Annotated in this window: 12 protein-coding genes; all 12 read right to left on the reverse strand. The window is 32.6% G+C overall.

The annotated features are described in order from the left end of the window. Positions 1–13: 13 nt before the first annotated feature. The 12 genes from BN8061_RS11490 to BN8061_RS11535 all read right to left on the reverse strand — a co-directional run bounded on the left by BN8061_RS11490 (position 14) and on the right by BN8061_RS11535 (position 14116). The gene (locus BN8061_RS11490) at positions 14–658 is read right to left on the reverse strand and encodes an HdeD family acid-resistance protein (RefSeq protein ID WP_068599409.1); all 645 of its coding nucleotides are present in this window, start codon (positions 656–658) and stop codon (positions 14–16) included. A gap of 260 nt (positions 659–918) precedes the next feature. Continuing rightward, on the reverse strand, positions 919–1545 hold the full coding sequence (locus BN8061_RS11495; protein ID WP_068595102.1) for a hypothetical protein: 627 nt from the start codon (positions 1543–1545) through the stop codon (positions 919–921). Positions 1546–1711: 166 nt separating this feature from the next. Then, complete coding sequence (locus tag BN8061_RS11500; RefSeq protein ID WP_068599411.1) at positions 1712–2725, reverse strand: OmpA family protein; 1014 nt, start codon at positions 2723–2725, stop codon at positions 1712–1714. Between the two features lie 305 nt (positions 2726–3030). Beyond that, a complete protein-coding gene (locus BN8061_RS11505; RefSeq protein WP_094745965.1) occupies positions 3031–3747 on the reverse strand; it encodes a T9SS type A sorting domain-containing protein in 717 nt (238 codons plus the stop codon). Between the two features lie 4 nt (positions 3748–3751). Continuing rightward, on the reverse strand, positions 3752–6586 hold the full coding sequence (locus BN8061_RS11510) for a S8 family serine peptidase (protein ID WP_068599414.1): 2835 nt from the start codon (positions 6584–6586) through the stop codon (positions 3752–3754). A gap of 259 nt (positions 6587–6845) precedes the next feature. Then, entirely contained in the window at positions 6846–8426 is a 1581-nt protein-coding gene (locus tag BN8061_RS11515) for a hypothetical protein (protein ID WP_068599416.1), read from the reverse strand. Next, positions 8419–11301: an NERD domain-containing protein gene (locus BN8061_RS11520; protein WP_068599418.1), complete on the reverse strand. Its 2883-nt coding sequence runs from the start codon at positions 11299–11301 to the stop codon at positions 8419–8421. Before BN8061_RS11520 ends, BN8061_RS11515 begins: the two co-directional genes overlap by 8 nt. A 376-nt stretch (positions 11302–11677) precedes the next feature. Then, positions 11678–12352 carry a hypothetical protein gene (locus tag BN8061_RS11525; protein ID WP_068595104.1) on the reverse strand — a complete coding sequence of 225 codons (675 nt, stop codon included), beginning with the start codon at positions 12350–12352 and terminating at the stop codon, positions 11678–11680. Positions 12353–12500: 148 nt separating this feature from the next. Beyond that, positions 12501–13322 (reverse strand): class D beta-lactamase, encoded by an 822-nt coding sequence (blaOXA, locus tag BN8061_RS11530; protein WP_068599420.1) that lies wholly within the window; start codon positions 13320–13322, stop codon positions 12501–12503. A gap of 16 nt (positions 13323–13338) precedes the next feature. Next, positions 13339–13545, reverse strand: coding sequence for a hypothetical protein (locus BN8061_RS11950; protein ID WP_154662321.1), 207 nt, complete (start codon positions 13543–13545; stop codon positions 13339–13341). Beyond that, the gene (locus tag BN8061_RS12440) at positions 13508–13663 is read right to left on the reverse strand and encodes a type II toxin-antitoxin system RelE/ParE family toxin (RefSeq protein WP_154662325.1); all 156 of its coding nucleotides are present in this window, start codon (positions 13661–13663) and stop codon (positions 13508–13510) included. The genes BN8061_RS11950 and BN8061_RS12440 overlap by 38 nt, the downstream gene beginning before the upstream one ends. Before the next feature lie 9 nt (positions 13664–13672). Next, a complete protein-coding gene (locus BN8061_RS11535; protein WP_154662322.1) occupies positions 13673–14116 on the reverse strand; it encodes a hypothetical protein in 444 nt (147 codons plus the stop codon). Positions 14117–14136 lie beyond the last annotated feature (20 nt).

Raw genomic sequence — 14136 nt, forward strand, 5'->3', positions numbered from 1 at the left:
TAACATTTGCTAATTAATCATCAACACGTTTAATATCGTTGTAATATTCTTCTTTCAAATCTTCAATCTTGTCTTTCAATTCTTTTCTCAATTTTCCAGGAAGTGTTTTCAGCTTTTTTAATTGGAAAGCCAGTACAATAGCTGAAATACCCACACAGATAAACGATAAAGCCGTCATCACGACTAATGATATTCCTGTGAAAATCGGATTTGCGATAAGTAAGAATGAAAATATAATCCCCAAAATACTCAAGATTGCTAGATTACCCCATTTTATCACACCGTAATTTTTCAGTTCAAAGGAAAATCCCAATCCTTGAAAAGAACGGAACAGTAAACTAAATCCTATGAAAAATGGCAATGTAGTTGCTGCAACGTCAGGTTTTGATACTAAAACGATACCGATAAGTAAACTAAAAATTCCACTTGTAAGATACCAACCCCAACCCTCGAGTTCATCTTTATTCTGAACGGAAAACACTATTTCCAAAATTCCTGAAAATAGGAAAGTCAGACTAAAAAAAATGGTCAGCGTTAAATAAGTCGCAACAGGAACGCTAAATAAATAGCCCCCAAGTAGGATAAATAATACACCAATGATTGCTGGAATATACCAGTTTTTTACGGTGTTTCGAACTGTTTTAAGAAATGTTGCCATACGATTTGATTAATTTAATTGTTACAAAATTATATTTATTTACTATTCACGGCTTTTTTTATACCATAGCCTATAACGGGAAAGGGCTTGGCGAAGGCGGGGATAAGAAAGCCGGAAATTCCAACTAAACCCGAACCGAGCAAAAACCATTTTCGTTTTTTCAAAATTACAAAAAATAAAAAAACTAAATGGTTTTTTGCGGCGAAAAGTGCTGAAATCTTCAAAATGATAACTTCAACCCCGCTTTTGCCAAACCCATGTTATCTGCCGTTTTTCTTATATTCACATTGTTGAACATTGCAATTTTCAATTTTTTCTTTTAGTTCATCATAGTTTACGCAATTTGTTAATCTGGAAAGAGAATTTAAAGTAATTGAACTTTGGCTTCTTTGATAATTATCAATAACACAAGTTGGAAGAACATAAAATTCCCATTGTTCCATTTTCATTGGGTCAATTGTTTCTTGGTCTTTGTTATGTAATAGGCAGAAAACGTAAACATCTGCGTGTCTTTTTGGTTCTCCTCGTGACATTCCATTGTCGGCATCCCAAAATTGAGCAGTTCTAATTGAAAATGAAATTTTTGAATATTGTTTTTGAGCCCAACTTTGAATGTATGCAGCAGATTTAACTTCAATTTTTATTCCTGTTTCTGAAGTTACATCATAAGCATCCCATTCATCACGTAAATTTTTAGGGTTCATTCCAACAGCAGTTCCAACAATAAATTCTGCAAATCTTCCACGAGTTGCATTACTCAAAATGTCAGAAACACTCCATTGCCAAAATTCAAGTAAAGAATATCCTACACTTTTTTCATTAAAAGTCAAATGTTCGTTTCCAATTTTTGGTGTCGCTTTTATCGTTTTAAGTTCAATTTCATTCATTTATGCGGGATTTTTTATAAAATGGCAGATAACGTTTTGGGGCTTTGCGAGGGAGCGGATTTTTAGCACTACCTTTGATACGAAGCACGAATGTTCAAATTTACGAAAAAGTTTCAAACGAAGCCATTCAGGCCCCGCTTTTGGCAATACCTTGTTATGTGCTGTGTTATTTATTTTTTATTAATTCAACTCTTCTATTTTGTGATTTTCCTTCTTCTGTATTATTGTCGGCAATAGGGTTATTTTGTCCAAAACCTTCTGATGAGAGTCTGTTTACATCAATACCACTTTTGATCAATTCTTTTTTTACTGTTTCTGCCCTTTGTTTAGAAAGGTCTAGATTGTGTTTTTCATCACCTGTATTATCCGTATATCCATTAATGGAAATTTTTAGCATTTTGTCTGTGTTAAGGGCTTTTGTGATTTCAGCAACTGCTTCTTTACCATCAGCTTTTAGAGTAGCTTTATCGGTATCGAAATTGATGTGCAGAACCGCTTTGCCTTTGTCATTTAAATCTTTTTGTATTTGATCTGCCTTCAGCATTGAAATGGTTTGTTTAAATCCTTCCTTCTGCAAAATATTGATTTTTCCGACACCCGATGTAGCCGACAATTGAATGTAAACATCGCCTCCATCTGCTCTGCGAATAACATATGTTTTGATGTTCTCTCCGGCATAGCCAATTGAACCATCTTCTCCTAAATAAGTAGCTTGGGGGTGGTATTTTTCATATTCCTCGTTAGTGATAGTACCATCAAATATTTTCACGCCACCAATAGCTTTTATAGCTTCGTCGTAACTCTTCTCAAAAAAAGCAACCGACCAATCGTTGCTCTGATTCGATTTTGTCCAAACCCCTGTCTTCCAAACTTTTCCTTCAAGAGGTGTCATCACACCATCAATAGCAAAATATAGCTTATCAAATTTTCTTTCTATGGGTTTATTAAGTGCAACTAACCCTTCAGGAAAACTAAAAAAAGGAAAGTCGCCTAAATCTTTATCAGAAACAGGAATTGAATTTATATCGAATTTACCTGTACTATTGGGTTGTTCGTTTGTTGGTGTTTCAGATCTTACGGTGTCCTGATTGTCGGCTTTCTGAGTTTTGCCTCCGTTATTACACGAAAAGGTAATGATAGCTATCCCAATAATTGCAAATTTTTTCGCTGAATTTTTCATATTGTAAATATAGTTTTTTGGTGGTTGGTGTAAAACATAGCACATAACGGTTCAGGTATTGCCGAAGGCGGGGAAATAGAAGCACTAAGTTTCAATTTTGCACCGCAGTTAGCAAAACCAATTTTTTTATTTGCTAATATACACTTTTTGAGCAAATAAAAAATGGTTTTTGCGGAATAGAAATCCCAAAGTTGAGTTATGGATTTTAGTCCCGCTTTTGGCAATACCTTGTTGTGCGATCGTACTTTTAAGTTTGTATATATAAGAAAGCGATAAATCAGTTAAGTTTATCGCTTTAATATTCTTTAGTATTTGAATATTTTCTCTGTATGTAAAAACTTACCAAACTTATTAAATAATTTAATAAAATAAATTCCTTTTTCAAGGTGTAAAACAGGAATTTCAATCTTATTTTGATTAACATTGAGTTTGTTGTGATAAACAAGTTTTCCTGATACATCAAAAATTTGAATAGAAACATTATTTTGGTTTAAACCTCTTATCGTTAAAATTTCGTTTACGGGATTAGGGTAAACCGTATAAAACTTGGTGTCATCTGATTCTGTAACAGATAGATTTTGAGAATAATAAATAGCCTGCTGTCCTGAATTATTGGTTAATGTCAATCTCAATAAATTGTCTTCGCTTTCAATAAAATAACCTGTAGGCATACCATATATGAAAAAGAAAAAATAATATTCTTCAAATTCACAATTTTCTGTATATTCACAATCTGTTGTTTCTGAATAGAATTCATCATAATTTATTTGTGTATCATTTATAGGGTTTCCCTCAAAAACACCGTAGCATGTCAAAGTTCCAACGGCATCAGTTATCATATAATCTTCTTGATAAAAATTCATTGTGATGCTTTCTAATTCATCATTATTTGGAGGAAGAATATTTTCACCAACAGAAGATATCATTTTATCAAGTGTCCATGTTCTATCAAATAGCAAGGGGTTTTGTGCTACTATTTTAGTACTAATCAAAACCAATATGAATATAATGAAATTCTTCATATTATCAATATTTAATTAAATTCTTAGAATTTACAATTTGTCCGTCACACACAAGCGTTACAATATAATGCCCTGCTTGGTAATCGTTTAGATTTATTGTGGTTTGTGTACTGCTGATATTTAAAACATAGTTATTTGAAAATCCATTAGTAACACCTGTTACGATGACATATGCTGATGTGCTGTTTTCTATATCATAATTAATCTGAACCTGTGAAATTGCAGGATTTGGCGAAAGACTTATTAATTTATAAGGATTTACTTTTACTTCAACTTCCGAATAATCCTTGAAACCGTCTTCTGTAATTACTTCTAATTTGTATATTTTGGTGATTTCGGGTGAAACTTCAAACTCTTTTCCTGTGTATATTAAATTACCGTCTTCGTCATACCAGTTGTAAACGGCTGCTTCAAAAATATCTTCGGCAGTCAAGGTTACGGTTTCGTCTTTGTCTATTTCCAAATCGTTTCCTGCGTTTGCCGTAAATAGGTTTCTTTCTTTCTTCTTGATTTCAAATGTTTCGCCACCCATAATTTCGCCTGTGGAAGCATCTTTTTGAATGACGTGATACCTGTAATTATTCTTTTCAGTAGCTTCTTTTGTTAAGAAGCTAAAAGACAAATGAACAGTACCTAATTCATTAGCATTAAGCTGTAAATTATCTAAAATTACGTTATTTCCTTTTACGATTTTCTTTTTTTCATCGTTCGTATCATCAAGTTGGGAAGCTGCTTTACCTCCTCGTTCCCAAGCGGCATATAAAATGTCGTCCATTTTTACACCTACTTCTGCTTCTTCATAGATTGGTTTGCCTGTTTCAGTATCCTCTTTTATGAATTCCAAGAAAAATGTTCTCGGGGTGTCAGACGGATTTGTTACGGCAACTGCAGCTCCAATATCTATTTTATTGGAAACATCTATGACCGTAATGTTTTTCCAAGCAAGGTTATTATTGTTTCTAACCATATGATTTGGATTGGGAGTATGTGGAGAAGTTAAAGAATCATCATCTGAAATGATTTCGGCTAATAAACAGAAGTGCCATGGATTGTCATTTATATTTTGATAATCTTCAGGGTTAGGAACATTCCAAGGAATTTCTACCAATGCTTCTTGTCCGGGTTCAAGTGAAGGTATTACTCCTGTGCCAACTTCTCCACCAAAATCAACTCCATTAATTACAATGTCTCCATTCCAATATTCAGGATAAGCAAGCGAAGTGTTTGCCTTTGCCCAATTTACTTTCACTAAGTCATTTCCTGAGCTTGTTTGGCAACCAAGATTGGTGACTCTTACATAAATGTAGTTGGGATTTATTCCGTCATAAGTAGGATTTTGATGCACAGGAATTAATTTCCCGTCATTTTGATTGCGTACAAAAATATCAGAGCTTGTCCACATATATTCTGTATTGTTATTGGGTTCGTGTCCAACATCTTGCTTAGAATCTTTAATCATAAAGTCCACAATCGGATTTTGTTCATCTAAACAATCAGCAGTTTTAACCGCTCTAAACACATTTAGGCGACCTGTTCCTAATAACCCAATATAGGGTTCGTTGTATGGAATCCAATAAATATCATCTGCCGTACTTTTAAGAATATCCCGAACTTGATTAGGGGTTAGTTCAGGTTCGACCGACATAACCAATGCCGCCGCTGCACTTACCTGAGGTGATGCACAAGAAGTCCCCCAACATTTTGTATATTCGTTGTTGCCTTGGATTCCACCAGGGATTGCATATCCCGGAGCAACAATATCAACTTTGTCGTTATGTTGGTGGGTATTTGTATCGGGATTGGATAAATCTATTCCATTTTGGTGACAATCATTCCATTCTATTAAATGTTCTCCATCCTCATTAATATTCACATAACCTATGGGGAAAGATGTTCCTACAGAAGAAACAGCAATGGTATATTCGTGAGCAGCAGGATAAACATAATTATTCGGCCCACCACAAGTACTTCCATTACCGGCAGCAGATACCACAACAACTCCAAAATCTTCCCAAATTTCTCTATAAACCTCTTGTTCTATTTCCAAATAATCAGGGTCTGTACCACAAGTAGATACCCATGCAGTATTTACAACTCTGACACCAGGTACTTGTGCCAAAAAATGAACCATTTCAGTTCCACTATGAATATATATGTCATCGTAAATATCATAGTCATAGGAATATCTATCTCCGGTAATAAGTTTTGTATTATATCCTATTGATGAGACACCTATATTATTGTTTGTTGTGGCAGATGCGTAACCTGAAACAATCGTTCCATGTCCACCGGAACTTGATACATTACCAAAATGTTGAAATATATTATCAGATAAGTCTTCATGATTTGTATTAAATCCACCATCCGCTATACCAATCATAACATTTGGGTTTCCTCCTGTAGTAATCTCCCAAGCCAAAGGGGCACGAACTAATTCTAATGCTCTTTCATTACCTTCGCTTAATAGGGTAATGTCGTTTGGGTATTGAAGATATTGTAATTCAGGTATTTCTGTTACAAAATCTATTTCTTGTAAATTTTTTGCCTCATTTAAAAAATTCGTAACATTTTGTGTGGAAATCCTGTATATTCTTTGTAGAAGTGAAGAGTTTGTACCAGGAAATGATTTTTGATACTCAAAAATAACTTTACTATCAAAAAAGTTTTGTAATGACTGTTGAGAAAACGTCAAATTCAAAGACCCATCAGAATTTGATGTTTTGGAAAGGGGTTCAATAGAGTAGTTGTTTTTTACAACCACATAGTAGTTTTTTAAATCTTGAGAAAATAAATTTACAGAAATAAAAAACAATACAAATAAAAAATAATTTTGTTTCATAAGTTAAATTTTCAGGGTTATTGGAACGAATGTAGTTAATTTTTTCTAAATATAACTTATTAAATATCAGAATTTAGTATATTTTTTTTAACTATTTTCTTATTTTAGTATGTCGCACAACGTTTTGGGGCTTTGCGAGGGAGCGGATTTTTAGCACTACCTTTGATACGAAGCACGAATGTTCAAATTTACGAAAAAGTTTCAAACGAAGCACTTAACCCGCTCTCTTGCAAAACCCTTGTTATAGCCAGTAGCAATATTATTCAATCAATTTTACAATTCTTGTTTGTTCCTTTTTTTCTTCTGTTGCTGGAATTATCTTGAAAATTACTTTTGCTCCGACTACAATTTTAGAAATAAAAGGATAGTTTGGATTTACTGAAAAATAATGCTCTTTTCCGTTGCATTTTATGAAGCCAACTTTTCCACGCTCGTTGTCGTGTAATATTCGTACTATTTCGCCTTCAAGATTTTGACTTGTTTGCGAGTTGTTAATATTAGAATTGTTTTGTGTTGGGAAATTCAATACTTCTATACTTTCTGCAATGTCTTTGTTTTCAAAGTTTTTCATTGAATAAAACTCAACATTTGCTCCTTTTAGATTGTCAATAGATTTTAGCTTTCTTACTAAATCTTTTTTCAAGAAACCTAAAACAACACCGTTTGAATCTTTGATTTTTCCGCCTTTACCATTATGATGGATAGAAATTATTACGCCTTTTGTTTTTGTTTTATTTCCATATCTTTCATTTTGCCAAAAGGCATTTAATGTTCTGATTATTTCTTTTACAGGCTTAACATTCAGTCTATCTGTTTTGAAATATGAAAAAAGTTTGTTGTATTCTAATTTATCATTCCATTGTTGCTCTTTCAGTATTGAAGCGATAAGTTCAGCAAGGACACTTGCTTCGGAAGCTCGGTTTAATTTGAATAAAATTCGGGCTTGAAGTAAATACAACCCAATTAAAAAATGTGGTTCGTTGCCATAAAAAGTTGCATCAACAGCATATTTCCACGCCTTTTCAAAATTATTCTGCTCAAAATATATTTGTGAAATATCACGATACAAAAACCATTTGCCACTACCTGCCTTGCTGCTCAATAATTCTTTAAACAGTTCTTCGCTCTTTTCCGAATTGCCAAGACCATCTTCTGATAAAGCAATTCTCATTTTAAACCATAAATCATTATCGTAATGAAACTTTTGAATTGATTGAAGTGCAATTGAAGATAGTTCTTTACAAGATTCATATTCTTTTAGTTTCAATAATGCTTTTGTTTTGAGAGCAAAATATTTTTCAAGGTCAGATGATAATTCAACTTCGCCTCTTGTCTGTGTTTCTCTGGATTGTGCTTTGTCAGACAATAAGTTGTAATCTAACCCTGACAAAAAATCGTTTATTTTTCGAGCATTAAATAAATTTTCAGCGTGTGCATCACACAGTTTTAAAATTGAAATTGTTGTTGGACAAGGAAACTTGTCATCTTCTTTTAAATTCTTTTGTGGTGATAAATTTATGAGCGATGAAATGTGTTGTTCATTGTTTATTATTTCTGTTCGCTCTTTTCCTTTTACACACTTGTCAAAAACAAGCCAACCATACAATCCACATACTTTTTCATCTTTATATTTTTCTGCCAATTCACTTGCCCAAGAAACATCAAATGAAGTGGCAAGTCTCATTGCCTTAATTGTGTAAAAAGCGTCCCAACTATTAAATTGGTCGGGATATTGCTCATACATTGACTTGTAAATCTTGACAGCTTCATTTGGATTAGATTCCAAATTGTTTTTAGCTTTAGAATCAAGTTCTTGCTTTGTTTCAATTTGGTTATCCATCTAAGTTTTCTTTTAGTTCGTTAAAAACATTTTGAATTTCAGCCCAAAAATCAATGTTGGTGCAAGATGTTGCAATTATTGATGTAAAAAATCCGTCTCCGTCATAATACAAATCTGCAATAAGAGTTTCCGTACCGTTATTGAATTGTATTGTGTCTTTGTACGGAACTTGAATGATGTAACCAAAACCAATTTCTTTTGCTTTCAATTTTTGATGTAATTGTTCATAAGCCGATTTTCTCCAATTACTTTGAATAAATGAAAAGTCCGAAATTTGATTTTCTGATTTCAAAAGATTGATGAGTTCTTCGCCAAATTCCTTTGGTGTTGATTTCATCAATGTAGGCATTTTAAATTGTCCCTTTTTATTGTAGATAATTGAAACATTAGCTATTTCCCCCATACTTCCTTTGATTTCATATTGTTCTTGAAATGCAGGGTGGTTAATTAGGTTTATTGATAAGTTGTTTTGAGCAATTTTGTTTTCAACAAATTGAAACAACTGCAACAATGAAGATTTGTTTTCAATGTCGGAAAATTTGAATTTTTCCGAAGTCGTTTTGTTGAAATTTGATAAGTCAGCCGTTGTGTCTGCAATGTAAAACAACTCTTTTCCTTTGTCAATTTTCGGAACGGCTGGATTTATCGTCAATTTGAAAAACGGACTTATCGGCTCGTAATTGATTAAGCTAACTTTTTGGGTGGCTCTGATTAAACCCGTGTAAATCCATTTGAAATACGTTTCGTTCGTTTTTCCACCGCCCGTTTCTACATTAAAATATATTTCGTTCCATTTGTAAGACATTGATTTGTGAACCGTCAAAGCCCAACCGAAACGGATTTGTGCCGAGTTTTTAAACTTGTAATATTCTGATGATGGAACGTTCCGCAATTGCTTTTTAAGTGCTTTTTGCAGTTTCGTAATTCCCTTTCTTGTTTTCGGGTCGTATTTTTCCAACAAACTTTTTAGTTCATCATCTGCGTGATATTTACCGTTTTTAAAATTGGAAATTTCCTTTTCCGCAAGTTGATTGAGTAGAATGTTGAACGAAATTATTTCTTCTTTTGAAAGTTCGCCTTTGTCGCTCAAACGGAAATTTTCAAAACTTAAAATTGTTGCTTCGTGATTTGTTCCGTCTAAATGTAACTTGATTTCTCTGAAATTTAGAGTTACATTACTATCTTTTCCTTTCAGTTTTATGCTTTCGGAAACAATGTTATGAGAAACTTCTAAAACGGTCGCAAATTGTCCGTTGTAAATTTTTGTTGGCTCTGCAAATGGGTCGCTTTCATCTTCCACACGGATATTGTTTACAAAAATGATGTAATCGCCTTTTGTTAAATCATTTCCGTTTTTCAGAATGGAATTTTTAATCCAATAATTTACTTTTTGAGCATCAGAATTTGAGTAACAAAGAATGTGAGAGTTTGCATTTAGCGAATTTTCTATTTCAGTTTTTAAATCCTCTTTTGCTACAGTTCTAATGTTGTCCGATAAGTTGAAAGAAAGATTATTGAATGATTGCTGACGAATACAATTAACGGCTTTGAGAGCTTCTGAAACTACAACCGATTTGTTTTCTTTATCAATTAGTTGAAATGCTTTATTTTTAAAGCCGTACTCTTCACTTAAATATTCGGGATTTAATGAGGCTTCTTCTTTTTTGCCTAATGATAATTGAAAACTATCTCCGATAAAAATCACTTTTCTTTTGGTGTTTTTTAAATCTGAAAATTCCAAAAAATCTTTCAGCAACTTACCTGAACCAAATCTTAAATCGACTGATTGATGATAATTATCCGAAATTAAATGACTCTCATCAACGATAAAAATGGCTTCTTCTGTGTCGTCAGATTTTTTTAGTGGAACGATTTCCAAATTCAAAGAATTTTCATTTTCCTCTTCACTTTCTTGTTCGTTTACGATTGTTGAATTTCCTCCGTAAATGTATGAGTAAATGCTTTCAAATTCTAAATTTGAACTTTTCAAAAGATTGTTGGAAATTCTGCTTGATGAAGCAAATAATTTCACTTCCGTAATTTGATTATTAAACGCAACTTCTTGAATGAACGGAATTATATGCGTTTTTCCACTTAACGAAGTTCCTTGTAAAACAAAAATCTTTTCTTCTTCGGACTTAATGAAGTTTTCAATTTCATTTAGAGCCGATTTTTGGTCAGGATAAAGATTTTCAAAATCTAATTCGGTATGATAAGAGGTGAAATCGTTTGTTTGGTCGTATTTTTCAGAAGTGTCAAACTTATCGGCTCTGAAAACTTCTTTAAAAAGGTCAAATGATTCTTTTGATAGAGAAACTTCTTTGTCAGAAATATCTATAATATCTCTTATTGTTTCAAGATAATTATTCTTATCAAAAATGAAAAAGTTCAGTTCTTCATTTGACGGAATTTTTCCATTCAATTCAATTGGTTTCTGAAAACAAACGGCTCTAACAGTATGAAACGCATTAAACGAACTGCCACGAAGTGGCAGTTTCGGTTGTATGTGTTTTTCTACCACTTTGATAAAGCGTTCTTTTTGTGTTTTCAGTTGTATAAACGGGTTTATAGAACTTCCGCCTTTTATCTGTTCGCCATTTTCGTTTGTCCAAGTACCAAAGTCAAATTCTGATTTTGCATTTTTAGGAAGTGTGATTTTACCACCAAAATTTTTGAAGTCAATTATACAAACTGCTTTTGGCGTAATCAGTAAAGCATCAATTTGAAGTCTGCTTTCTGCTTCACATTCAGAATTGGCAATAAGTAACCCGTCAAGCGAATACTTGTCAAACATCTTTTTTAGATTATCTGCAAACTCTCTGAAAAAAGTGTTTTCGTAATTTTTTGTCGCTGTTCCTTTTCTGATTTCAAGCATTTCTGTTTTGTCAAAGTTTTGTTTCGGGGCAGTGTCGTCCTGCTATTGGCTATAACGGTTTGGGTATTGCCGAAGGCGGGGAATTTATGGCTGAAAGCTTAAATTCTGCACGAAGGCAAGCCAAAACGAATTTTTATGAGATAAATTTAAGAATAAAAAACGAATAAAATTCGTTTTTGGCGGAGATAGAAGCACTAACCTTGAATTTAGCACTTCACCCCCGCTTTTGGCAATACCTTGTTAGCNTTCGGCTTGGCGATGTGGCGGATTTTTTGCACAAAAGTTCAATAGAATTACTGCCGTTGAACCTTGCACAAATGTTTCATAGAAGCACTTCAGCCGCCATATTGCCAAACCGATGTTACCAGCAGTTATTTTATTCGGGTTTAATTTCAACAGTTGCTTCATTTCTCTCAATTCCTTTTTTAGGGTCTTTTAATAAAACTAATTTTTTGTCAACATATTCTGTCCAGTCGGCTGAATAATATTGTTTCTGTCCTAAAACGCTGTCAGGAACAATCTCGAAACTTAAGCTCTTTATTGCATTTCCTCCACCAATTGATGTTCCAAAAAATGTCGAAGGATTAAATCCAACAAGATTTTTGTCAAGATTTTTTCCGTCTAATTGTTCAACTATTGGTCTTGAATATGTTTTGTTAAATGTCCATTCGTTTAAATAGCCAATTCCGTTACTGTCAACAGTCAAAATGTTGTCTTTTACGTTTGATAAAATGAGATTTATTTCACCTTTATATCCATTAGGAACTATGATTTTCAAAGTCGGTGAATACAATTGGTAGTGAAAAGCTAAAAATGAAATTGTTGTCGTTATCGAAAGAATTGTCAGAAATGAAATCTTTTTGAAAATTAGCTTTAACAGTCCAGATAATATTAAGCAACCTATAATAATTCCGACAATAATCATTCCGCCAAGAAAAAGTCCTGACAAAATCATTCCTCCTGGAACGTTTGTCAACTTGATAAGCAAAGTTGTCAAAAGTCCAACGGATAAAATTCCGAATATGATTTTTAGTTTACGGTCTGTCTTCATAATTGCTGGTAACGGTTCTCATATTTGCGAAGGCGGGGATTTTCAGCACTAAACTTCATTAGAAGCACAAAGCTTGAATTTAGCACGTCACTGTCATAGAAGCACCAAACCCCCGCTTTTGCAAATATGATGTTGTGCGTTCGTCTTTTTATTGAATTATTTTTAGTTTTCTGAATGCTTCTTTTGTTGAATTCAATCGAATAATTGGAAATTCGTCCATATTTGTTTCTTGCTTTTCAACGTTTGTAGCAAAAAAGTACACTGAGTTATTCGTTTCTAAATATCCAACTAACCAACCATTATTCATTTCATTCCTCATTCCCCAACCTGTTTTTCCACTTATAACATAATTTTCAGTTTTTTCAATTTGCATTATGTCTTTCATTATATTTTCTGTTTTTTTTGAAATCGGTAATTTTGAGAAATATAATCTTTCTAAAAAGTCGATTTGTTGCATTTGAGAAAATTTGGATTTTCCTTCAAGCCAAAAATTATCAATGGTTAAAGTGTCGAAAACCATTCCTTTGTAATCTAATTTTCTCAAATATTTTTTCATTCTTTTTACACCAACTTTTCTAGCAATTTCTTGATAACAAGGAACACAAGAAACTTGAAACGCTTTTTTAAAAGTCAAATCTTCTTCCCATATTTTAAATCTCCGTTTTTCACCATTCCATTTGAAAATTGCAGAATCATTTTTAATTATTCCAGTTTCTAAAGCAATTATTGAGTTCGGAATTTTGAAAGTTGATGCTGGAATTACTCCAGTTTTTGCCCAAGAAAAATCGTTAGAATAATATATTTTGTTTTTTACGTCATAAATTAAAATTGATCCGTTTACTTCTAAACTATCCAAAATATTTCCAAATTCTGTTTTTACAACTTCTTTTGTATTTAGTTTTTTAGTTTGGCAATTTGCGGTAAAGTTTACTAATATAATTATATTTAAAAGTATTATTATTTTTCTCATTTTAATTTTTGTTTCATTAAGGTTTATGTCGCTTCAAGATGACGCACAACGTTTTGCAGCTTGGCGAAGTGGCGGATTTTGAAGCACTTACTTCCTTTTTAGCACAAAAGCTCTTTTGAAAACTGAACTTTCTTTTTAGCACCATTTCCGCCATTTTGCCAAACTGCTGTTGTGCGTAGCTCTTGTTATTCGTTAAGTTGGTTTTCAATATCCATTTTTTCATGTAAAACTCTTATAACTTCTATTTCATTAGATTTCGTTTTCTTGAAAAATATTAAATGGGATTTTATTTTTGAACATCGATAGTTTTTTTTAATTCTTTTTTGTCTATCATTTTGTATTTTTTAGTATTATAATTCTTTTTTAAGTTCTTGTATTTTATGAAAGATTAAAGGAGGAAAATTCCCATGATAAATTTCGCAAATGGTACACTTTTTTAATGCTAATGGGTCTTCATTTTCAATTTCTTTCGCAGGGAAAATGCTAAAAACCAATTCGTGATAAATTAATGTATTATAAAACTCCTTATCTTCTTTAACTAGCTTTGAAATTTTGTTTTTCTGTAAAATTAATTTAGCACTGTTTATGATGCCCAATATTTCTCTAACTCCGTCAATTTTTAGAATATCATCATCATTATGAATATTAACATTCATATCTTCAATATCTTGAAAAAAATGTTTTATTGCTCTCTTTCCAAAAATTAAACTGCTTCTACCACTAAAATCTTTATCATAGCTAAAGCTTTTGATGTTATTTTGAAAAAAAGAATACAACTCATGTATTTGTTCCAAATCATGTCTTATTAATGACT

This window comes from Vaginella massiliensis (assembly GCF_900089075.1).
Classification (GTDB): Bacteria; Bacteroidota; Bacteroidia; order Flavobacteriales; family Weeksellaceae; genus Weeksella; species Weeksella massiliensis_A.